This is a genomic window from Pedobacter nutrimenti (genome assembly GCF_032678445.1).
Classification (GTDB): domain Bacteria; phylum Bacteroidota; class Bacteroidia; order Sphingobacteriales; family Sphingobacteriaceae; genus Pedobacter; species Pedobacter nutrimenti_A.
In genome coordinates this window covers 106753-130638 of sequence record NZ_JAVTSQ010000015.1, presented here as the reverse complement: position 1 = coordinate 130638, position 23886 = coordinate 106753, and the positions used below count along the sequence as shown (strand labels likewise).

Here is a 23886-nt window from a genome sequence, read left to right as displayed (position 1 = left end):
GTTTAAATTTGAGCAAATCTAATTAAAATATGAGAGTACATGGTTATTCATATTTAAGCTTATCTGCTCTATAACGAAGAAGCCAGAAATAAATTCTGGCCTCTTCACAATAAATATAAATTAAACAATCAATAAGTTTCCTTGGCTTCTACTCTTCTCCTGCAAGTAAATGATAAAAGTTCCGTATCGGCGAAAATAAAGGATGCAGAGACACCACATTGCCAAATACAAGCAAAGCAGGTGAAGCAATACCTTTTTCTTCAATCAACTCTTCTATGGTATCTACAATCCCAACAACTACATTCTCATGTACGGTCGACCCATTCTCTATAACTGCTACAGGCAACCGGTTTTTGCCCTCAGACTGAAATATCGCTGCAATTTCCCGAATTCTTTCCACACCCATCAGCACCACAACAGTTGCCGTTGATTTGGCTGCACCTACCAAATCCGGAGAAATCTCGCCCGAAGCATTTGTTCCCGTCAGTACCCAAAAGCTTTCACTTAAATTACTATAGATCATCGGGATTTTATGTAAACCGGGAACACCCGTTGCGCTGGAAATACCAGGAACGATTTCGGTCTGAATATTATACGATTCTGCAAAATCTACTTCTTCAAATCCCCTTGCAAAAACAAACGGATCGCCGCTTTTAAGTCTAACCACATGGCCATAATTCAAAGCATAATCTATCATGAGCCGGTTAACTGCATCCTGAGAAAAAGATTCATCACCCGAGTTCTTTCCAACAAATATTTTAATGGCATTTTCAGGTGCATGATTTAACAAGGCTTCATTAACCAGGGCATCATAAAGGACAACATCCGCATCATTAAGTGCTTTGACGCCTTTCAAACTGATCAGGTCCGGATCACCGGGACCTGCACCTACTAAGGTTATTTTAGGCTCTTTAAGGCCATTTTTAACTTTACTTAAAATCATACTCCTACAATAAATGACTAAATAATATCTGTATTGGAATACAAATATATATAAAGTCTATATAAGTAGTAGTTATTTATTGAAATATTTTAAAATTGCAGAGGATCAGATGTTTCCCGGGCGATAACATCTGCTATAGACGTATGTGTCAGGATCTTCAATGTTGCATCCCTCACATCAATAAAAGTTTTCCTGATACCACAGGTTACCTCATCATGGCACTCATCGCACTTTCTGTAGAACTTCAAACTAGCACAAGGCACCATGGCAATAGGTCCGTCAGTAATCCTTAAAATATCCACCAGGTAGATATCTTTCGCATCCTTATTCAGGCTATATCCGCCGCCGGCACCTTTTTTACTGTACAGATAACCTGCATTTCTTAAATCAAGCAGAATCTGCTCCAGAAACTTTCTTGGGATCATTTCCTGCTCAGCCAGCCTAACGATCTGCATAGGAGGATTTTCGATATTCTTCCCCAGGGCCACTAAAGCCTTTATTGCATACTTAGTTTTCTTTGATAACATAGTCTAACAAAGCTAACAAAGATTTAGCGATAATAACAACGCAATTATTTCAACGCTGCATTTATTTCCTCTTCCGGAACGGTCCGGTCCAGCTCTTCTTCGTTTCTGGCCATCGCCAGTACAGCACTAAATTTCTTTTCATAATGCGTGGAAGCATCTTTATACTGCTGTACTTTATCTGTCAGCAATTCATCCTCAGGTCTTAGCAGGATATGTATTTTTGATTGCAGGTAATCTTTATAATTGGCCGAAGACTTATCTGCCAGCGTTTGAAGAAGTTCTTTATAGGTCATGGTCTGAAAAATTAGATTATTCACACCATAAACGATTCAACACAATAATTGTTTACATTTATTGGTATACGCCTGATTATTTTATTGTTATTGCTTTTAAAACAGACCATGCAAATCCGCAGTAAATTGTTTATCATTCTTTTTGTCCTTGTTATTTGCGAAACGGCTACTGCATTTTCCGATCAGATAAATGAGCCCAGACAGTTTTACTTTCAGCAAATGGACAACGGGAACGGACTGTCAAATAGCGCCGTCAATGTTGTTTTCCAGGATCGTGATCAATTGCTATGGGCCGGTACATGGGATGGACTCAATATGTATGATGGAAACAGCTTCAGGGTATTCAATTACAATAATGAAAGTCCCTATGGCAGCATTGGAAATAATGTCATCCAGGATATTAAAGAAGACCAACACAGAAACATCTGGATCAGTACCATTGGGGGAATTACGCGTTTTAACAAAACAAGTGGTAAGTTCTTTAAATATTTCTATAACCAAGGCAAGGACAGCCGCGTTGCTGAGAAGGAATTTATCTTAACGATAGACCTTAAGGGCCGTGTATTTTGCTATAGTAAAGCAAAGGGTCTGAGTATTTTTGATACAGCTACCCTTCAATTCAGGCCGATTAAGCTTCCTTTGGCAAACAGGGTGATTAAAATGGAAACCGGACCTGATGGAAAACTCTGGCTGCTGGACAATAACAGTATCCTTTATGTCTGTACAATTACCGGAAATAACATACACAGGGTGCAACAACTGGAAGGATTTTCTGGCTTAACCAATATGTTCACCAGCAACGAGCAAATTGTGCTGACCAGCCCACAATACATATACCTTCTGGACAAGCAATATCACCTGGTGAAAAAGAGGAGTAACCAGCAAAAAATGAAAGCGCTGATCTACTATCGTCATCATTATGTTGTGGCCTGGGAAGCACAGGGAATTTCCGTTTTTGATCAGAATTTCAGTCCATCTCTGTTCATGAACAAGGAAGCCGGGCAACTGTCTGGAACCAGGGTCATGTCGTTAAACACCACCAGGAATGAGATCCTGTGGCTGGGAACAGATGGTAATGGCCTGATTAAGATCTTTCCCCGGGCCAACTATTTCAGTCTGGTCAGTAAGAGCGCTGTTCCCGATCTGGACAAGCCTGTAAGAAGCTTTTCTGAAGAAAACGGCAATTTGTGGGTCGGTACCAAAGGTAACGGGATTATAAAGATCCCAAAATTCTGGCAAACCCCTGAAAAGCAAAGCGCTGTTGAACTGCTCAACACCAGTAATGGCCTGGATAATGATGCCGTTTTCTCTATTCACAAAAACAGGTCTTCTACTTATATGTATATAGGAACCGACGGAAGAGGAATCAATGTTTACGACCTAAAAACCAGGAGAATGATCAAATGGCAGGAGATTGAAGGGGTAAAAAATATTCCATCTTTCAGTTCAGTATACGCTATTCTGGAAGACCAGGACAGTTCATTATGGCTGGGCACCAGCGGCAGTGGATTAATTCATTTGCGTCTGAAACGACAAGCCTCTGGAAAATTAAAGCTGGACGGCTTTAAACAATACCTATCCAGCGGAACTACAGGTCCAGCCAACGACATCATTTATGCCCTGGCCGATGGAGATAACCATAAGCTGTGGATTGCCTGCCGTTATGGCGGACTGACCGTCCTGGATAAGAGAACCGGCGAATTTAAGACCTATAAAGCCTTTTCCTATAAAAACAGTTTGTCCAATAATGATGTACTCTCCCTGTATATGGATAAGAAAAAAAGATTATGGATTGGTACCAGCTACGGACTTAACTGCCTTACTTATTCCGAATCTAAAAAACAAAGCCCTGCATTCCTCAAATTCACCATGGACCAGGGCCTACCCAACAACACCATCCATGCTATTGAGGAGTCCAATACCGGCGACATTTGGATCAGTACAAATAAAGGATTGGCCAGATTGAGCCAGCCAGGAAATGCTATTGCCAGTTTTATGGAAAGCGACGGACTTCAAAGCAACGAATTCAGTGATGGGGCTGTATGGAAATCGGCGAATGGGCACCTGTTTTATGGAGGAATCTATGGATTCAATTACTTTCAGCCTCTGGAGGTGACAGGGACCAGCCAACAGCCTAATGTCATGGTCAAAGACCTTCAAATGGGCAGTACACCAATCAATGAAAATATGATCCAGGTGCTGAGCACCGCACAAGGTGAAACGACAGAGTATACATTAGACCGCAAAAATAACTTTTTCCGCATGTCTCTTAAATCCATGAGTTACCTGAATCCGGCCAAGAATGAATTTTCCTATAAACTCGAAGGCCTGGATAAAAACTGGAATTATTCAGGGGCCATGGGCAATATCAGTTACAACAACATCCCACCCGGAACCTATACCATGATGCTGAAATGGTCTAACGGGGAAGGTGGCTGGACGGGCGACATCAGGATCTTTAAATTTAAAGTGAACCAATATTTTTGGATCACCTATCCGGCTCTACTTTTATATTTTCTTGTTCTTGCCATTTCCGCTTATATTTTTCACATCTACCGTAAAAATAAACTACGAATGAAATATCAGCTGGAAATGGAGCATTTGCTCCGTCAAAAAGATGAAACTGTACACCAGCAACGCCTCAATTTTTTTACCAATATTGCCCATGAAATACAAACACCGCTCACGCTGATCATGGGTTCCATAGAACATTACCTTCATTCTAAAAACAAAGAAAACAACAGAAAGGACACTGGAAATAACTATTTCCTTTCTATCATACATCAGCATACCGTTCGGCTCAGCTATCTTGTGCAGCAACTCATGGAATTCAGAAAAGCAGAAGCAGGTTACCTGACCAGGAATGATGATTATGTAGATCTGAGCAAAATGTTTTCCAGTCTTGCTCAGCTTTTCCTGACAGAGAGTGCCAAAGGTGGCCGGAAATACTTCATAGAAATTCAGGAAGGCATAACCGGATTCGTGGACAAAGACAAACTTGAAAAAATACTTTTCAATTTACTATCCAATGCTTTCAAACATTCTGGTCAGGAGGACACCGTACGTTTCACTGCCAATTACCAGGAAGAAAACCACAAGCTTTGCATTACAGTCTCCAATTCAGGTTGCCATCTGCAGCCAAAAGATCTGGAAAGATTATTTGATCAGTTTTTTGTAGGCAATCAGCAGCCTCAGCATAAATTCAGCACAGGAATTGGCTTAGCATTTACCAAAGAACTCGTGCAACTGCTTCGCGCGGAAATTAAGGCAGAACTGCAGGATGGCTGGATCCATTTCAGCCTGAATCTCCAATTGGATCCTTTGCCTTTTAATGGAAAAGAAGAAGAGGTGATCAGTTCGGCCCCTTCTATGGTGTTCAGCTCTTTGATCAAACAGCATCAGCAGCCCTCAGCAGAAGAAGAAAATAAAACCAGCCTGATTGATGAGCTGCATCAGAAAACAGGACCCAGCATTCTTGTTGTTGAAGATGAACCTGAGCTTCGTTATCTGCTTCGTAATATCCTGAAGGATCAATATCTGGTTTATGAAGCTGGCAGCGGAACAGAGGCGCTGAATACTTTGCGAAAAATCACGCCGGATTTAATCATCAGCGATGTGATGATGCCAGACATGGATGGGATACAATTATGCCAGGAGGTCAAAAACACGCCTGTTACTGCACAAATCCCATTTATTATCCTTTCAGCCAGAGCCACCATAGAACATCAGACAGAGGGATTTGAAGTCGGCGCAGATGCCTATATCCCCAAGCCATTTCACATCAGCCACCTCCTGGTACGAATTAAAAAACTCCTGGACAACCGGTCAAAAATGCAGCAGTTGTTGAAAGACCAGCACATCAGCAGTCAGTTTACAGATGCAGACCTTGCAGAAACCGATAAAAGATTTCTGGAAAGATTGTTAAAAGTTATAGAAGAACAACTGGATGAGCCAGAGCTGAATGCCGCTTCCATTGAAACTGCACTTTCCATTAGCAAAATGCAGTTGTATCGTCGTCTTAAATCCTTAACAGGAATGACACCCGCAGAGTTTATCAGAAGAATAAGATTAAAACATGCAGCTGATATGTTGCTTGCTTCTCAGTATACCGTTTCTGAGATCTTTTACAGAACAGGATTTAACAACAAGTCTTATTTTTTCAGGGAGTTTAAAAAGACCTATCACTGTGCTCCGAATGAATTCAGACAGCGGCAATACGAAACAAATATACCACCTGTGCAATCATAGTGAACTAGTTTGCAACTATAGTACACCAATTCAAAAGACTTCCGCTCTACATTTGTTTCAACCAAATATGTAGCTGATGAACCTAATCTCATTCCGCCGGAAATTTCCGCAGCTGTTTTTTTTCTACTTTGTTGCTTTGGCCTTGTTCCATCAGACCACATCAGCCCAGCTCCGTCTCCGTGTCGCCGGAGATACCTTAAAAGGCTACAAAGCAGTTATCCTGAACGGAAGCGAAGCCCTGTTAAACAATACAGAAGAATTTTCGTTAAGGCTGACCAATACGGATCATAGTGCAGAATCGCTGCTCGCTTCCTGGACCGGAAAAAGCTGGACCGGTAATGACAGTACCCTTGTCCTGACCAGAGAAAGCTATATTCCTGAACTTGACCTGAATCTTAGCGTAAAGGTAACCTACCAGGTGCTCCATAAAAACATGGTCAAAAAAACAATCCGCCTCTTTCAGCCCGGTATGCCTTCTCTTTCATATACTTTAAGAGAACGTTTCGTTCCGGCACAAAAACCCCTGAATTATGTCAGTTTTGAACATGAACATTTTCCGGGAGGCTTTGTACATGAAATGTTTCCTTCGGTTGGGTTCATTACCTCCCAGCAGATGCTGCTCTCCTTTTTAACCGATGCCGGCTACAAAAACCAATACACCAGGACCACCCGTCGCCGGTTTAATGGAAGAGGCGGCGGCATGGTAGGCTTGCGTAAATTACCTGATCCCGAATTAATGGCTGTAGCAAGCCAAAAAGAGCAGGCTTCAGGAAAAGACTATATACAAATGACCTTTGGCGAGATGTATAACCTGGATGCCGGAACCACAAAGGTTCTTAGCCTTAATAAAACCTTTCATCCTGTCGGAATTTCCCATGTACAACAACAGGCGCAAAACTTCGGTATGGATTTCAAATCTGGAAAGCCAGGTGAAAAAGGCATGGAAACGATTGTTCCCTTCCGGGACCAGCAGGTGTATACCATTTCTTTTCAATGCAAAGGGGAAGTTCCTCTTGCGCTTAAATTATTCCGGGTTAAAAATGGAAAAAAGACCATTGAACTCGAAGAGGGTTTGAAATACATTGACAACTTCGGTGTTAAAAAAGACAAATGGACACTATTTAAAGGCAGCATTTTGGTTCCCTATATAGAAAAAGACAGTGTTTCTCTGTTTATCGGAACCCTATCCGGTAAAGCAGGAACCTTACAACTCAAAGACTTTAAAATAGAAGAACATGATCCCCTCCGGGAAGCTTATAATGTACTGCCAATGGGAGAAAGTACAGAAAAAACCAGCTACCTCTTTTTTGAACCCTGGAAAAACCACAAAGAATTCATGATCTCTTCGCAGAGCAAACTTGCAGAAGGCCTCGGATTCCGTGGAACAACTCTGGAAAAAATGCTCTATGGAAATATGAATGCGCTAACCTGGATCACAGCAGTTAACGACTTTAACGCCTTCAATGTCCCGAATATGAATTATTCTCCGGACATGTACAACCGGGATTCCTTTTTCTCTAACGTGGCGACCTACAATAAAGACTTAAATCTTGGTATTTGGGAACAATGGGCAAAGACACAAACACCTAAAGGTGGGATTGGCACCATTATTACACCCTCCATGGGCTCTACTGAAGCTAAAGACAATGAAGCGACTATTGAATGGCTCATTTGGGCCATGCTCAACAAAAGGAGGTTCGGTGTCAAATTACCCGAAGAAAAGATTAAAAAAGCGGTTGACTATGTTCTGAACGAATTCGATGCAGGAAAAGACGGCAAATGCCGGTCCCATTTCCCCATGAGCCAGGTCGACATCATAGATTATGAACCTAAAACAGATCGCCTGGCTGTGAACCAGGGCATGCTGGCCATTGCTTTAAGAACCATCAAAGAGCTCGGCTATCCCATAGAAGAAAGCTATATTGAAAAGACCGAGCAGGAATACAGAAACTTCTATGATCCACAAAGAAAACACCTGCTTTTTGACAGGAACTATCCTGATATCATCTCGCTGACAGACCTGGAACCGGAATTCTTCTCCCTGTGGCTGTTCGACAGACCGATACTCCAGGACGAAATGGTGACCAACCATCTTGATCAGTTCCCCCTGCTCAATAAAGTACCAGATGCACCTCATCCTGAATATGGAACCACTGCCCCTATTTGTATCCGGTTAACTCAAAACCAACCTGGCTATGCCTATCTCAGTGCAGACTACCAGCCTTTTGAAGCATTTGGCGCATCCAACTATGCGGACGGAAAGAATGATGGGTTTTATTACAATGGCGGAAGCTGGTTACGGGCAGAATACTGTGCCTATGTGACCGGGTTGAAACATGGCTGGAAAAAAGCTCCGGCACTTATGGAAAACCGGGCATGGGCCGAAATCAACCTCAATCCAAAATGGCCTTTCAGTAAAGAATTCATTCCAACCAAATGGACCACGACAGAAAGCTGGTGGCCCTCCACAAAAGGCCTTTGCTGGAACATCTTTATCCTGATGGCAAATGAAGTTGCAGGGCTCAGAACGCCCGAAATGGACCCAGATTATCACAAAACGCAAAAGTTAAATAAAAACTAATGATTTAAACCTTTACAAAAAAACCAAATGAAATTAAAGATCAATTCACTATGGCTCCTGCTGCTCTGCCTGTTCGGAGCAAGCCAAAGTCTTTATGCCCAGACCAAAATATCCGGGACTGTAAAAGACATCACCGGCGCCGGGCTGCCCGGCGTAAGTGTGACGCAGGAAAACACGCAGAATGGTACGATGACAGACACACAGGGGCGGTTCACCATTGTCCTCAAGGAAGGATCAAACCCATCTCTCACCTTCAATTACGTGGGTTACCTGAAACAAACCCTGGCTGTTAACGGCAATTCGATAATGAACATCACGCTAAAAGAAAATCAGGAATCCCTGAATGAAGTTGTGGTCCTGGGTTATACCTCGCAAAAAAAATCTAACCTCACGGGTGCAGTGAGTTCAGTGAACATGCCAGACCTCGAGCAAAGAAGAGTTGCAGATGTTGCACAAGTCCTGCAGGGACAGGTGGCTGGCGTACAGATTACTCAAAGTACAGGTGCACCAGGAGAACCCATCAACATCCGTATCCGTGGAGAGGGTACATTTGGAGACAACAGTCCTTTATTTATTGTTGACGGAACGCCAACCCGGGATATTTCTTTTCTCAACCCATCAGATATGCAATCCGTTACTGTACTTAAAGATGCGTCTGCCGCAGCTATATATGGTTCCAGGGCATCTGCCGGTGTCATTGTGATCACAACAAAAATGGGTAGTGCCGGAAAAACAAGCCTGGACATCAACTATTTCAGAGGGATTCAGCGGGTCAGCCATCTCCCTAAGATGCTCAATACAACGCAGTATATGAACAAAATGGAAGAATCCTGGAACAACTCCGGATATACTGGAACAAACCCCTACACCACAGACAAAAGCCGGACTGACCTGGCCAATACAGACTGGCTGAAGGAATTGTTTGAGACCGGACAATCCCAGAACTTACAGCTCAGTGCCAGTGGAGGCAGTGATAAAGTCAGGTATTTATTATCAGGTGCTTACTATGGACAGGACGGTATTGTAGTCTATAAAAATGATCAATATCAACGTTTAACTTTTAGAAGTAACATTACCGCCAATTTAACTGACCGACTGACAGTTGGAAGCAACCTGCAGCTTTCCTATGCTAAACAAGATAAACTTTCTTCAAAGGGAGATGAGCCCGGAATCATTCGCCATGCCTTCATCAGGCCACCTGTGATACCGGTTTACAAAAGCCCGGATGACCCGACCTGGTCTGCAGCAGACCCCTTTACAGATCTTCCTTTTTACAAAAACAGCGATCTGGCCAGTGGTGGCTATCAAAGCAGGTACGAATACAGCAGTAACCCCATCGCACTGGCTTATTTCACCAACGACAAAAGATATATTTTTAAAACCTTTGGAAACATTTACGGAGAATATGCTTTTCTGGGAAATAAAGAACTAAAATTCAGAACCAATGTAGGCGTAGATTTAAATTTCACCCACAACAAAGCCTTCAACCAAAACTTTGGGGATGATGACGGTGGTGGGGATACCCCAGACAAAGGTCTTGGAAGAAAGAACCGCCCAAATTCATTAAATGAAGACCGCGGACAGGAAAGCACCATCACCTGGAACAATACCCTAAATTACAGCAAAACCATCGACAAACATGCATTCAGCGCCATGGTTGGAAGTGAATATATTACCAATCATTCCTCCTCTATAGGTGGCACAAGGAATCGTTTTGAGTATACCCAGCCAGAATTCCAATACCTTGATTATGGAAACTCCCTCACCAACCTCTGGAATTCAGGATCAGGTGCAGAATGGACTTTATTCTCTCTGTTTGGTTCTGCTACCTATACCTTTAATTCTAAATACTTGATTACGGGGAATTTCAGAGCAGATGCCTCGTCCAGGTTTGGCCCTAACAACCAATGGGGTTATTTCCCTTCCGTATCCGCCGGCTGGAGAATCTCCGAAGAAGCTTTTATGAAAGATATCCGCTGGATATCTGATCTAAAACTCAGGTTAAGCACAGGAAAACTAGGCAACCAGGAAATTGGAAATTATACCTTCCTTACCCTGCTACAAAAAGTTGGGGAAGAGTACAAACCTTTACGTTTCGGTAATCCTGATTTGAAATGGGAAAGCACCTCACAACAGAACATCGGTCTGGACCTGGGTTTACTCAAAAACAAGGTCTACCTATCTGTAGATTATTTCAAGAAAAAAACCAGTGGTATCCTTCTCCCATTGTCCTTGCCGGCATTTGTTGGTGATCTTCAGCCCACCATTGTCAATGCTGGCGAAGTAAGCAACAAAGGTATCGAGATTGCTTTAAGCTATCGGAACAACGACAAGGCTTTTAAATACAGTATTAACGGAAACATTGGAACGCTGACCAATCGTGTAGAAAAACTACACCCAAACCTGCCTTATATCATTGGACAAGTCACCAAAACTGAAGTTGGCCATCCGCTTAATGCCTTATACGGTTATGTAATGGATGGAATCTATCAGAACCAGGCAGAAATCACCAACTATCTGCACGGCACTCCTAATCCTACCGAAAAACCAGGTGATATTAAATTCAAAGACCTCAATGGAGACGGCGTGATCAATGATCAGGACAGAGATTATATCGGCAACCCTAATCCTAGGTTCTCTTATGGATTAAACTTGTCTGCAAGTTATAAAGGTTTCGATTTTACTGCTTTATTCCAGGGCGTACAGGGCGTTGAAAAATATAACGACCTCAAAAAGATTATCGATTACGATTCCAGACCCTTCAATCACTCTGTAAGAACCCTGGATGCCTGGCATGGCGAAGGCACCAGCAATACCATTCCACGCTCTACATTCAATGACAATGGCAGCAGCAAAACCTCCAGCATCTTTGTGGAAAATGCATCTTATATGCGTTTAAAGAACGTTGAGATTGGTTATTCTCTTAAATCTTTGCTTTCCCGCTCAAAGCTTGGTGTTCAGAATGTACGCTTGTATGTTTCCGGTCAAAACCTGTTTACCATTACCAAATATACTGGCCTCGACCCGGAGTCTACAGATATCATAGACATGGGAACTTACCCACAATCCAGAGCATTCCTGTTTGGTATAAATGTTAAATTTTAATGCTTACACGCTAAACTAAAAAGAGATGAAATCAACATATAAATTTATTGCATTGCTGGTCATTATTCTTGGGGCAGGATGTAAAAAAGAACTCAATAAAGCCCCTATAGGCTTAATTACCCCAGATCAGATCAGTACAGATCCAAAACTCGGAACGGTGAGCTCCTCGGTGACCTCCTCCTATAAACTCCTCGCCAGTACATTGAACATCATCGGCCAGTGGGGATGGGATGACGGCACTGTATTGAGGAATGACTTTATACTACAGGATATAGCTTCCGGTGATATGCAGAAAAAATGGAACCCGGATGGCGACCAGGCCTGGATGGATGAATTTTCCAAATTCAACTTCACGGCCAGTAACGGCGGCTTTAACGGCCAGTGGAGCTATGACTTCGAAGGAATTTCCAGATGTAACAAAGCCATCAGCTATCTGACCGACGATGCGGTCGTTTCGAAAATCGGAATAGCTCCAACATTAAGGAACAGGATGCTTGGAGAAGTCTATTTCCTCAGGGCTTTCTATTATTTTGATCTGGTGAATAATTTTGGAGACACCCCTCTTTTACTCAAACCTTTAAAAGACTTCAATGATGCTTATGAAGCGGCAAAAAGAGTTCCGAAGGCGCAGATCTGGGCACAAATCAGTGCAGACCTTGCTGCAGCAAAACCGCTTCTGCCCAACAGTAAATATTCGGACGATACAGACAAATGGCGGGTATCCAAAGGTGCCGTACTGGCATTGCAGGCTAAGGTAGCGCTCTATAACCAGAAATGGCAGGAAGTATTAACCAATATTGCAGAGCTTGAAGCATCAAATTTCTACAGCTTAAACAGCAACTATTTTGACAGCTTCAACCTGGCCAAAAAATTCAGCGACAACGAAGTTATATTCGCCTATAACCACCAGTCGGCACAAACACCCGCCATGGGAAATGGTATTTGCGCACTTGCCGGATGGGGATTTATCGCTCCAACCAGCAATTTTATCAGTGCCTTCGAACCTAATGACCCAAGACTTGGCTATACTGTTGATGTGAGCAAACAGAATGTTTATAAGATTTTCGGCGAGCTCACCGACCATAACAAGGGCAATGAAGACGCAGCCAGTAATAAAATATATATCCGCTGGGCGGATGTGCTGCTTTGGAAATCGGAAGCGCTTCTGGAAACCGGCAATTATTCCGGAGCCATCGTCCTGATCAACAGCATCCGGGCCAGGGCAAGGAATAGTGTAACAGCAAGTGGTACGGCCACACCTGCAGGTACCTTGCCAGACAGGGATGTTACGGTAACGAACAAAACCCAGGTCAAAAACTGGCTTGTACAGGAACGACGGGTAGAGTTAGGCTTTGAATCCCAGAGATTTAACGATCTGAAAAGATGGGGCCTGGCCAAAGATTTCCTGAAATCTGTCGGGGTCAATTTCCAGGACCGCAATTATGTATACCCCATTCCGCAAGGCGAGGTAGACAAATCGGGAGGAACAATTACCCAAAATCCAGGTTATTAATTTAAAATAATTTTTTCAGCTTATCACCCCATTCTATGAAAGACCTTGCAAAAAGATTGACACAAAACCCGCTCCTACGTCCCGCAGACCTTAAACCTAGTTTAGCTGGATTAGAAATTACCTGCCTCCTTAATCCAGGTGTGTTCACTTTCGAAGGAAGAACCTGGCTGCTGGTACGGGTAGCCGAACGGCCTGCCCAGCAAGAAACCCATATCTCCTTCCCGGTGCTCAACAGTACCGGAATCCAGATCATGGAAATTGAAGTCAATCATCCAGAACTGATCGCGATCGATCCCCGTGTCATCAATTATAAAGGATTGGATTATCTGACTACGCTTTCCCATTTAAGACTCCTGCGCAGCGACGACGGCATCCATTTTTATGAACCCGAAGGTTACCCTCTTTTACAGGGAGAAAACAACCAGGAGAGCTTCGGCATAGAAGACTGCAGGGTCGCCCTGATCGATGGCCTTTACTACTTGACTTATACCTCGGTATCGGAGAATGGTGTTGCCGTAGGCATGCGGACCACAAAAGACTGGAAAAATTTCCAGTCTGAGGGTATCATCATCCCGCCGCATAATAAAGACTGCGCTATTTTTGAAGAAAAAGTGAACGGAAAATTCTATGCCCTTCACCGGCCGAGCAGTGTAGACCTGGGCGGAAACTTCATCTGGATTGCCGAATCACCCGATGGCTTGCACTGGGGAAAACACCAATGCATCATCAAAACCAGGAAAGACAAATGGGACAGCAAAAGAGTAGGTGCGGGCGCAGCTCCTATCAAAACCTCCAAAGGATGGCTGGAGATTTATCACGGCGCCAATGCAGAACACCGTTATTGCCTCGGTGCTTTTCTAATGGACCTGAACAACCCTTCAAAAGTACTGGCCAGAACAGACGATCCCATTATGGTGCCTACTGAAGATTATGAACTCAGCGGCTTTTTTGGAAAAGTTGTATTCACCAACGGCCATGTGGTTAAAGGCGATGAGCTGACAATTTATTATGGCGCCGCAGATGAATTTGTCTGCGCCGCACAATTTTCCATCGAGGAAATCTTATCCTCCCTAATCTACGCTGATGTTACTTAAACTCAAAAAAGAACTGCTTCATTTTAAAAGCCAGTCGCATAATTTCAAAACACTTACGCTCACCAATCTGATTTACAGTATAGTGCTGCCCGTGATCGACATCTTTGTGGCCGCCTATGTGATGCGAAGCTCCAATGACCCCACCAAAGTGGTGGTCTACCAACTCACCATCTATACGGGTATTCCCCTTACTTTTCTGATCAACGGCTGGTTGCTGAACCGTTTTCCTATCAAAGTCCTCTACTCTTTCGGGATGGTGCTCAGCGGTATTTCCATGATGATCATGATGTCTTTGAAAACACTTGATATTACCGGAATAGGCATCGCAGGAATCGTTATGGGGATGTCTTTTGGCTTCTACTGGGCTAACCGCGACTTTCTTGCCCTGGCTACAACCGATGACAGCAACCGGAATTATTACTACGGTCTGGAAACGTTCTTTTACACCATCATTGCGGTCATCATACCTGTACTCATCGGCTGGTTCATAGAGCTTTCCGGCAATGCAGGAGATGCAAAACTGGCTTATAAGATCGTCACAGGATTGGTCTTCCTCATCACCATAGGCGCCTCGGCTATGTGTTTTACAGGCAAATTCCAGAACCCCGTGCATAAAAAATTCATTTATTTCAAATTCGATTCGTATTGGTACAGACTGCTCTTCCTGGCCGTACTAAAAGGGCTCGTACAGGGCTTCCTGGTGACCGCCCCCGCTATGTTGATCATGTTGTTGCTGGGAAAAGAGGGCGCTCTGGGAACTGCACAGTCCCTGGGTGCTGTATTTGCCGCAGTCCTGATGTACATCATCGGGCGCAATACCGGCCCGCAGCACCGCGTCTATGTTTTTGGTGCAGGCCTTGTGCTCTTTACCATCGCCGCACTGATCAACGGCATTCTATTTAATGAAACTGGCGTCATCCTGTTTATGCTGTTCCTCCTGCTGGCCAAACCTCTGCTGGATCTGGCTTACTTCCCTATTCAGTTCAGTGTGATCGATTTACTCAGTAAGAAAGAAAAAAGAAGCGAATTTGCTTATATTCTGAACCATGAAGCCGGATTGTATATCGGCAGGCTAACCGGTGCAGGAACATTCTTAATTTTAGCTTATTGTTTTTCCAATGAAATCGCCTTACGGTATGCCATCATTATCGTAGCCATTATCCAGCTCAGCTCTTACTGGGTGGCCAAGGGTATTATTAAACAAGGAAAACTGATGTCCGACCCTGCAAATCTAACCGAACCCTTAATTGAAGCCACTGTTGCCCAATCCACCTTGTAAAACTCCGATTATGAAATTTAGTTTTAAGCTCCTGTTCCTTTTTTTATTACCTGCGACCACTCAGGCACAAATCCGCCAAGTCCCAATCTCCCGTGTACAGCAAATGGCCGATCTTCCTCGTCCTCTGCAAATCATCGACTGGAAAAAGATGGCCCTTAATTTTGACCGGACCGTTTATGATTTCCAGGCCAAGGGTAAATACTGGCCCCTGGTTTGGATGGACAGTACCGGAAAGAATTTCAAACAGCCTGTAATGGGCATATATACGGCCATTGGTGATGTTCGTCAGGGACCTTCGCACAACAAAGGTATGTTCCACGAAGCCCTGGCCAATATGGGAGCTGTCCTTGGTGCTTCCCTAGTCAATATCAATAAAAGCAATCAGCATGGTCAGAACTACGTAGCCATGCTGAAAAATTATTTCAATAAAGACACCGGCTGGGACATCATGATGAACAACACCGCACCCGAAGTAGCCCTGCTGGGCGGAGGGTATGGAAGAGACTGGTGGTATGACGTTTATCCAAATGTACTTTTCTATGCCATCTGGGAAAAATATCCACAGGAATCCGGATTTAAAGAAATGGCCCGAAGTATTGCAGAAAAGTTTTTTAAAGCAGACTCTATACTGAACGGCAATTACCACTATTCTTATTTTGACTATGGTCAGATGAAACCGATGACCAATACCATTTGTGCACAACCCGACGCTGCAGCAGGCCATGCCTATGTATTGTATGCCGCTTATAAAAAATTTGGAGACAAAAGATATCTGCAAGGCGCAATAAGTGCCATGAATGCCCTGGAAAGTCAAACGATCAACCCAACGTATGAACTACTGATGCCTTTTGGAGCCTACCTGGCGGCCAGCATGAATGCCGAACAAGGTACTCATTTCGATCTGGCCAAAATGCTCGACTGGACTTTTGCGGGCACGGCCATATGCAGGGAAGGCTGGGGTTTTCTCGCCGGGAACTGGAACGGATTTGACATTTCCGGAACCGTAGGCAGTACGGTTGATCATGGTGGCTATAGTTTCCTGATGAATACCTTTGATGCTGCCTGGCCCCTTGTTCCTTTGGTCAAATATCAACCACAGTATGCCAATGCTATTGGTAAATGGATGCTCAATGCGGTAAATGCTTCCCGGCTGTTCTATCCGCAGTATATGCCAGCCGAGCACCAAACCCTACCCGGATTTGCTGATGTAACCAAGGGTGTGATCGCCTATGAAGGTATGGCCAAAGCCTCTACCTTTGATACCCTCTATACCCATTTAAAAGCACCAGTTGCCCAGGGAGACGGCCCCAAATGGGTGCCCGGAAAAAATCCTGAGGTTTCCCAGTTTAGTGTTTATGGAAGCGGACACGTGGGAATCTTTGGTGGTATCGTTAAAAAAACCAGTGTAGAAGGAATTTTACAGCTGGACTTAAATGCAACGGATTTTTATGGGGACAATATCTTTCCAACAGACTTACTTTACAATCCTTATCCTGTAAAGAAGAAGATCAAATATATCCCTGCGTCCAAAGGGAAAGTTGACATCTATAATCTAATTACCAAAAAGTTTATCGCCAGAAATATGGGCTCCGGCGTTGAATTGTCAATTTCGCCTATGCAGTCTGCCGTACTGATCAGCATACCTGCGGGCAAAAAAGAAAAGGTGATCAACCATCAGCTTAATATTGAAGGACACATTATAGATTTTAGCTATAACTAAATATAGTCATGCCCCGAAAAATAAAATTTCGGGGCATGACTAAACATACGAAACTATTGTTTACCATTATCTTTAGCCCACCATAGTCTTTTTCCCCACACCTGGTCAACTACTCCTACTGCCGCAGCTTCCGTATTCGCTTTATTATATAAATATTCATTATTTGGGTAAGGCAATCGCCATGGCTGATCATTATGTTTACCTTTAAAAGCCGAATTTATAGCAGGATAATTTGTAGACGGTATTCCTGTCCTTCGGTATAAGCTCCATGCTTCATAATTTTCCTTAAACAATGCGGTCCACATATCCCACCATATTCTTTCCTTAGTATTGTCAAACTTACCTTTGCCAGCGAGATAGGTTTGGGCGTCGGCATCAGAAACTCCATTGTCTTTCATTGAAATCATTACAGCTTTATTATAAGCGCTTTCGGCAGTCATTCCTACATTATATCCTAGCATTGCCGCTTCGGCAAAAATATAATAGGTCTCGCATGATTTGTAGAATGGTGTATATCCTGACGGATTATTAATATAATATTCCCCTATCCAGGAAACAGATCTTAACACAGCCGGACCCGACGGCAGACCATTTTGATAACCAACATACGTTCCTGTATTCGCTTTTTGTGCTACAGCGGCAATTCTCGGATCTTTTACATCATTTAAGTGATCAATAAAAATATCGAACATTCCCCAGTTGTCAATTCGTTTACCATTAATTCCTGATTTGTACCAGGGTTCCATATAAGGCAAATTTCCAGGCCAATATAAGTAGCAATTCTCTGCATTTGTTTCTAAAACTGGATATTTATTCATATTTCCGGCAATTTCCTCAATCGTTGATTTTGCGAGTGCCGGGGCAACCGCTGAAATACGCATTGCCATTCGAAGCCGCAAAGAGTTACAGAACTTCTGCCATTTCACCATATCCCCTTTATAAACGATATCATAATCACCCACATTATCTGTTCCCAATCCTGCGGCCATTTCATCCGCTATCTTTTTTAGATCCGCCAACACTGCTGGAAAAATATCTTCTTGTTTGTCATATTTCGGTTTTAGAAGATTCCCCTCCCCAGGCATTCCCTTAAATGCTTCCGTATAGGGTACATCTCCCCAACCATCCAAAAGATAGGACCACATATAATTTTGCCAAATGCGCGCAATGGTTCTAATATTCTTGAAACCAGCTGCCTTATCTTCAGTCTTCTTTAACAGATCATTCATTTGGGTATTATTGTAGTAACAAGCATACCAACGATTTCCATAGGTATTGTTCGTAGGAGTCAGCCCGCTCATATTATCCGGATACTGAATTTTAACAATATAACCTGCAAAGGTCCCGTAGCCGTCTATGTCTCCTCCAAACTGTTCACCTGCATTTCGAAGCACATTGATCAACATATTTTGAGGCGGAACATCCGGCAATGCATCCGGATCCGTATTGATCTTTTCAAAATTCTTTGTACAACCCGCCATAAAAACAAAGGCAAGTAGGAATGTATATCTAATTTTATATAATAAATTCTTCATCTTTCTGATTTTTTATTTCATTGAAAAATAATCTTGTCAAACAGTGCAAAAGATTAAAACGTAACTCCAAGTTTCAAACCAATGCTACGTGAATTTGGAACCGTTGCCTGTTCAAACCCAACTCCCCTGGAATCACTTGATACGCCACCCGACTCGGGATCGAGACGCATGGTATTGGACTTATGCACCCAGAGTAAAGCCAGATTAGATCCAATTAAAGATATATTGGCACGTTTAATCCCCTTAATTTTACTATAGAGACGTTGAGGCAAATTGTAGGTTAAATATGCCTCTCTTAATTTCAGAAATGATCCATCAAAAACAGACATGGCAGCAATACCACCACCTTCATACCAATCCTGGGCATTGGTTTCTATGGTATTTTGTACCCAGCCCCCTTTGCCATCAGACATCGCAAATCTTTCACCTTTCATAACATCTCTGCCCGCAACAATTGCCCGCTCACGTACGCCATTTTCCGCTGTAATCTCCGCAACACCTGTTGCATAACTATGCGACATGGTTTGCGACCAAATATCACCGCCTTTACGAAAATCCAGCATAAAGCCAAAACTAAAGTCTCCATAAGTAAAATCATTGCGCATACTGGACAAGAAATCTGGCACTACATTACCAATATTTTGCGCATCTTTACTTTGAACAAGTCCTGCACTTGTCACTTTAATTGCACCTTTCATTGGCCCGTCTTCTACCCGGTCATATCCTGGTCCAACCAAGGTTCCCCAGGGTTCACCTGCTCTCGCCATATTCGCAATTCCCCAGGTCCAACCTATTTGATAGGCTGTCAGGCCTAATTGCGGATCTAGTTCTAACACTTTACTATTATCTTTAGAAAAGTTCACCGTAGTGGTCCAGTTTAACCCCTTTTCCTTTTTAAGGATATCGCCCCTCAATTGAAGCTCGACACCTTTGCTTTCGATATTACCTGCATTTAAAAACAATTTGGTGAAACCTACCGTGTTGGAGGTGCTCACTGAAAGCAACTGATTTTTTGCGTTTTTATAGTAATAGGTAAAATCCGCGTGTAAGCGATCTTTAAATAACCCTATTTCGGCACCCGTCTCCCAGGTGTACAGGGCTTCGGGATTTAAATCCCTCAACGCATAAGTCATGCTTTTATACATTTGCGCCATATTGTCAAAAGCATCAGTTTGTGCATAATAATAATTTCCATTAGCATAAGGTTCTGTTGCATTTCCTACCTTCGTAATATTGAGCCTCAATTTCAGAAAAGATAAAACATCCCCTTTTATACTTGCAAAAGAACTCGTAGGAATCCAGCTTAAGCTGGCTGATGGGTAAAAGAAGGATTTAGTCAGTGTAGAAGACCAATCGTTCCGGGCAGTCAAATCCAAATACAATTGATCTCGCCAGCCAACCGATGCCTGTCCGTAAGTGGAATTTGAACGGTTATGTTGATGATCCATTAACGCGTCCGCAGGTCCGATTTTATTGGCTATAGTGTAAACCCCCAGTACATTCAGACCACTCGCTCCCAGAGTATTCGAGGTCAGTTGAAAGTCACGATAGTTTGCACCAACAGTACCCAACACGTTGAAATCACCAAATTGTTTATTAAAATTGGCCAAAAAGTCAAGGTTAAGTTCTGTACGACTATTTTTATTTTCACTAAAACTACCGTTTAGATGATCAAAATTAAAATAGTTTCTCTCGAACCGATTGACATTGCTATAATCCAAACCTAAACGCCCTTCAAATTTCAAGAAATTAAATGGCTGATAATAGAGGGAGGACTTTCCAAACACACGATTCATTTGCAATGAATTGATAGATTCGTTCATGGTATAATAGGGATTCATGTGGTAGTTTGAATTCCAATTGTAATAGGTGTATTTACCCTGTGCATCCCGTTGATCCCACTTACTCTTCAAGTCTTTCATATCCACCTGGCGGCCAAACCAAATCAAATCATTCATAGGATTGGCACCGTCATATCCCTGCATAATCAAATTGTCGCTTTCTGTTCTGGTGAAGCTTGACATGATGTCATAAGATACTTTATCACTTATTTTATAGTCGTTGTTTAACTGGGCAGTGTATTTCTTTTGATCGGTATTGGGTACTGTTCCTTTTTGATCCCGGAAAGATATGGATGCTCTGGTCGACGAACGATCACTTTTGGACAATAGCGAAAGGTTATGATTTTGGGAATAGCCAGTCTGAAAGAAGTCTTTTACATTGGAAGGGTGTGAGATCCAGGGTGTGGCCTGTCTAACTCCGTTGACTACAGGACTGTTAAACTGCGGAAGGTTCAGCCCCTTATCTAAGCGGGGTCCCCAGGATTCATCATATCCATCATTTACTCCTCCACCTGCTCCATCCACATAAGAAAAAGACTTTTCCTGAGCATATTGCTGGTAAGTTAATCCATTACCAGAATCTTTAAAGCTAAATTCATCCCCGCGGGAGCCTTGTCCATATAGATTTTGATATTTGGGTATCGTTGCCGCTTTGTCCATGGTAAAATTGGCATCATAAGAAATCTGCACACCATTCTTTGCACGTTTCCCGGATTTGGTCGTAATCATAATGACGCCCTTGCCTCCGCGCATACCATATAAAGCAGCAGATCCTCCTTTTAACACCGTTACACTTTCGATATCTTCGGGATTGATGTCATTTAATCCTGACCCATAATCGACTCCCGTGTACGTATTGTCTCCGCTTCTTTGGCTGGTATTTGTAATAGGCACACCATCAACAACGATAAGCGGCTGTTGATCGGATGACAAGGAAGTATTTCCTCTGATTGAAATTCGCGCAGAAGAACCTATGGCTCCCCCAAATTGATTGACCTGTACGCCAGCAACCTTCCCGGTCAGTGATCCTGTCAAAGATTGCTGTCCCGCGCTTGTCAGTTCTTTAGCCTTTACTTCCTGGATGGCATAACCCAAAGACTTCTTTTCCCGGCTAATACCCATTGCGGTAACAACGACTTCATTTAAAATTTTATTATCCGGCAATAAAGTCACTTGAACCGAGGTTTGACTGGTGATATTTACCTCCTTGTGTTCATAGCCGATTGCAGAAACACTTAACACTCCTGCCTGATTATAACTAATTGTAAATTCGCCATTTGCACTGGTTTGAGTACCACCTGTACCACCCTTCAGTTTAATTGTAACTCCGGGAATCGGCTTTCCCTCTTCGTCAACCACCTTTCCCCGCAAAATCGTTTGTGCATAAACTACAGAACTTACGAGTATGCTCGCAGCTAGTAGTAGAATACTTTTTCTGTTCATAAAAGTTAGTAAAGTTGTTTTCAATAGTATTAGTTAAGTTGATAGCTTTAATGTTTTTGCAAAAACTAAGCTATTCATACCATACTTTGAATGCTAACCGTATCTTGACCATCATTACTTAATTATTAACCTCAAATGTTAAATAAACAGTTTATGCCATAACTCCATTTCAATAGAATTCAATTTAGATTAGTGAGTAAAGAGTTTGCTTATATTGTTGCACATATTCCTTCGGGTTGCAGCCTGTGATTTGTTTAAAGACGCGGTTAAAATTGGTTATGCTATTAAAACCACAGTTATAGGCGATAAAAGACACACTATCCAGATGGTCTTCATTTAATTGATTGCAGACTTCCTTTACCCGAATTCGATTTAAATAATGGACAAAAGTAATTCCGCAATGCTTTTTAAAATACCTGCAAAAAGCTTGTGGGGTTAGGTTTGCATACTCAGCAACATCCGCCAGGCTAAGTTCATTTTTGAAATTCTCTTTAATATAGTTAAATATTAGGGTGATTCGACTGCCGCCAATCCCTGCTTCGAGGCTCACATCTTCAATCCTTTCTGCACAAAGGGGATCAGTTTCTTTGGAAATATTGGCCAAAGATCTTAACAAATAGAAAAAATGCATCAACTTATCCATCTTAACCGCCGACTTAACCTGCAACAAACGTTCAGAAACCGACTTAAAGTGGGACTCCGGAATTTTAAACCCTCGGGAATTATTATAGATAAATTGATTTAAGGAATCAAACTCACCTAAAGAAAACAAGGGTTTCAATTTTCCATTCGGGTCAAAAAAAACAGAAATGGAACGTGATTCATTTGAAAGACGATCTTGCGATACCGACTTAAATACATGGGGCTGATTAGCTGCCAAAAAGAAAATATCATTCTCTTTAAAAGGATGCAACGTATTCTCAACCACCAAAACTCCATTGCCTTTTACGATCCACATTAATTGCGCTTCTTGATGACTGTGAAAATGCGGATAGAAAGAGTCCATTACATCTTCTTGTACAGTCAGGCTTTGACCCTCAATAGTTGGCACATTAAATTGTAGTGTTTTCATAGCGTTTTGATAATTAATGTGAACAGAATTTATCATTTGGTTTACCTGTATGTAGCAAACTACATCTCAAACAAGAAACTACCGATAACATCAGCCCACTAAGAGAACCTTAAGAACCCAGCCAGGATTCCTTAACTGATAACCCAATGATATTGGGTTTGTCGGAAGGCAATGCCTTCATAATTATTGAATCTACTATGAATTTATATGAAAAGCAAATAAAATCAGGAAATACATTAAACACTCTTAAAAGCTCCGTTAGCTATTATTATCGAAGAAGGGTGTCTAACTGAATATTTCTGGGTGATGCTGACCCGATTCTGGATACTGCCTCCCAGTGGGATAATCAACTTATTCTTTATGCACATTGTAGTGGGGTCAGCATCGTCCAGAATATTCAGTTTCCAGAGTTGGACATACTAACCTGGGGGAACGTCCTTTTTGTCAATACCCCATTTATAGTTGGGTTCACTCCCCATTACAAACTCAAGTTCACCCCCCTTTACAATATTGTCCTGGGTAATATAAGTCTTATTGTACGTTTTACCATTCAGCTTTACAGATTGACATAGACATTCTTTTCTGAAACATTTTTAGCAGACACGTGGAACAGCTTTCCATCTCCCAATATAAAACGACTTGTTCCATAACTGGATATAACAAGAAGAGCGTTTATACTTTCTCTTGAAAAT

The 23886-nt window shown here is 42.5% G+C and carries 14 protein-coding genes; 7 read left to right on the top strand and 7 right to left on the bottom strand.

What is annotated here, in order from left to right; translation table 11 throughout:
• Positions 1-148: 148 nt before the first annotated feature.
• The 3 genes from cobA to R2S08_RS24645 form a co-directional block, all read right to left on the bottom strand.
• Positions 149-943 carry a uroporphyrinogen-III C-methyltransferase gene (gene cobA, locus R2S08_RS24655; RefSeq protein WP_108549885.1) on the bottom strand — a complete coding sequence of 265 codons (795 nt, stop codon included), beginning with the start codon at positions 941-943 and terminating at the stop codon, positions 149-151.
• 89 nt (positions 944-1032) lie between these two features.
• On the bottom strand, positions 1033-1470 hold the full coding sequence (locus R2S08_RS24650) for an RrF2 family transcriptional regulator (protein WP_108549884.1): 438 nt from the start codon (positions 1468-1470) through the stop codon (positions 1033-1035).
• 44 nt (positions 1471-1514) lie between these two features.
• Positions 1515-1763 (bottom strand): hypothetical protein, encoded by a 249-nt coding sequence (locus tag R2S08_RS24645; protein WP_316837620.1) that lies wholly within the window; start codon positions 1761-1763, stop codon positions 1515-1517.
• A 108-nt stretch (positions 1764-1871) separates the two neighbouring features.
• Between R2S08_RS24645 and R2S08_RS24640 the strand changes: the two genes are divergently transcribed.
• The 7 genes from R2S08_RS24640 (at position 1872) to R2S08_RS24610 (ending at position 17303) form a co-directional block, all read left to right on the top strand.
• Positions 1872-6011 carry a two-component regulator propeller domain-containing protein gene (locus R2S08_RS24640; RefSeq protein WP_316837619.1) on the top strand — a complete coding sequence of 1380 codons (4140 nt, stop codon included), beginning with the start codon at positions 1872-1874 and terminating at the stop codon, positions 6009-6011.
• Positions 6012-6087: 76 nt separating this feature from the next.
• Entirely contained in the window at positions 6088-8592 is a 2505-nt protein-coding gene (locus R2S08_RS24635; RefSeq protein WP_316837618.1) for a hypothetical protein, read from the top strand.
• Positions 8593-8619: 27 nt separating this feature from the next.
• Complete coding sequence (locus R2S08_RS24630) at positions 8620-11697, top strand: TonB-dependent receptor (protein ID WP_316837617.1); 3078 nt, start codon at positions 8620-8622, stop codon at positions 11695-11697.
• A gap of 25 nt (positions 11698-11722) precedes the next feature.
• A complete protein-coding gene (locus R2S08_RS24625) occupies positions 11723-13210 on the top strand; it encodes a RagB/SusD family nutrient uptake outer membrane protein (RefSeq protein WP_316837616.1) in 1488 nt (495 codons plus the stop codon).
• A 35-nt stretch (positions 13211-13245) separates the two neighbouring features.
• Positions 13246-14304, top strand: a complete 1059-nt coding sequence (locus tag R2S08_RS24620; RefSeq protein ID WP_316837615.1) for a glycoside hydrolase family 130 protein — start codon at positions 13246-13248, stop codon at positions 14302-14304.
• Positions 14294-15583, top strand: coding sequence for an MFS transporter (locus R2S08_RS24615; protein ID WP_316837614.1), 1290 nt, complete (start codon positions 14294-14296; stop codon positions 15581-15583). Before R2S08_RS24620 ends, R2S08_RS24615 begins: the two co-directional genes overlap by 11 nt.
• 10 nt (positions 15584-15593) lie before the next feature.
• Positions 15594-17303: a hypothetical protein gene (locus R2S08_RS24610; protein WP_316837613.1), complete on the top strand. Its 1710-nt coding sequence runs from the start codon at positions 15594-15596 to the stop codon at positions 17301-17303.
• A gap of 53 nt (positions 17304-17356) precedes the next feature.
• On the opposite strand, the gene R2S08_RS24605 is transcribed toward R2S08_RS24610, so the two are convergent.
• The 4 genes from R2S08_RS24605 to R2S08_RS24590 all read right to left on the bottom strand — a co-directional run bounded on the left by R2S08_RS24605 (position 17357) and on the right by R2S08_RS24590 (position 23748).
• A complete protein-coding gene (locus tag R2S08_RS24605) occupies positions 17357-18838 on the bottom strand; it encodes a SusD/RagB family nutrient-binding outer membrane lipoprotein (protein WP_316837612.1) in 1482 nt (493 codons plus the stop codon).
• A gap of 53 nt (positions 18839-18891) precedes the next feature.
• A complete protein-coding gene (locus tag R2S08_RS24600) occupies positions 18892-22122 on the bottom strand; it encodes a SusC/RagA family TonB-linked outer membrane protein (RefSeq protein ID WP_316837611.1) in 3231 nt (1076 codons plus the stop codon).
• A gap of 184 nt (positions 22123-22306) precedes the next feature.
• Positions 22307-23230 carry an AraC family transcriptional regulator gene (locus R2S08_RS24595; RefSeq protein ID WP_316837610.1) on the bottom strand — a complete coding sequence of 308 codons (924 nt, stop codon included), beginning with the start codon at positions 23228-23230 and terminating at the stop codon, positions 22307-22309.
• Between the two features lie 383 nt (positions 23231-23613).
• Positions 23614-23748, bottom strand: a complete 135-nt coding sequence (locus tag R2S08_RS24590) for a hypothetical protein (protein ID WP_316837633.1) — start codon at positions 23746-23748, stop codon at positions 23614-23616.
• Positions 23749-23886 lie beyond the last annotated feature (138 nt).

Coding starts and splice junctions, on each gene's coding strand:
- R2S08_RS24605 (WP_316837612.1), bottom strand. CDS start 18,838: ATGAAGAATTTATTATATAAAATTAGATATACATTCCTACTTGCCTTT.
- R2S08_RS24595 (WP_316837610.1), bottom strand. CDS start 23,230: ATGATAAATTCTGTTCACATTAATTATCAAAACGCTATGAAAACACTA.
- R2S08_RS24600 (WP_316837611.1), bottom strand. CDS start 22,122: ATGAACAGAAAAAGTATTCTACTACTAGCTGCGAGCATACTCGTAAGT.
- cobA (WP_108549885.1), bottom strand. CDS start 943: ATGATTTTAAGTAAAGTTAAAAATGGCCTTAAAGAGCCTAAAATAACC.
- R2S08_RS24610 (WP_316837613.1), top strand. CDS start 15,594: ATGAAATTTAGTTTTAAGCTCCTGTTCCTTTTTTTATTACCTGCGACC.
- R2S08_RS24630 (WP_316837617.1), top strand. CDS start 8,620: ATGAAATTAAAGATCAATTCACTATGGCTCCTGCTGCTCTGCCTGTTC.
- R2S08_RS24625 (WP_316837616.1), top strand. CDS start 11,723: ATGAAATCAACATATAAATTTATTGCATTGCTGGTCATTATTCTTGGG.
- R2S08_RS24640 (WP_316837619.1), top strand. CDS start 1,872: ATGCAAATCCGCAGTAAATTGTTTATCATTCTTTTTGTCCTTGTTATT.
- R2S08_RS24620 (WP_316837615.1), top strand. CDS start 13,246: ATGAAAGACCTTGCAAAAAGATTGACACAAAACCCGCTCCTACGTCCC.
- R2S08_RS24615 (WP_316837614.1), top strand. CDS start 14,294: ATGTTACTTAAACTCAAAAAAGAACTGCTTCATTTTAAAAGCCAGTCG.
- R2S08_RS24645 (WP_316837620.1), bottom strand. CDS start 1,763: ATGACCTATAAAGAACTTCTTCAAACGCTGGCAGATAAGTCTTCGGCC.
- R2S08_RS24635 (WP_316837618.1), top strand. CDS start 6,088: ATGAACCTAATCTCATTCCGCCGGAAATTTCCGCAGCTGTTTTTTTTC.
- R2S08_RS24650 (WP_108549884.1), bottom strand. CDS start 1,470: ATGTTATCAAAGAAAACTAAGTATGCAATAAAGGCTTTAGTGGCCCTG.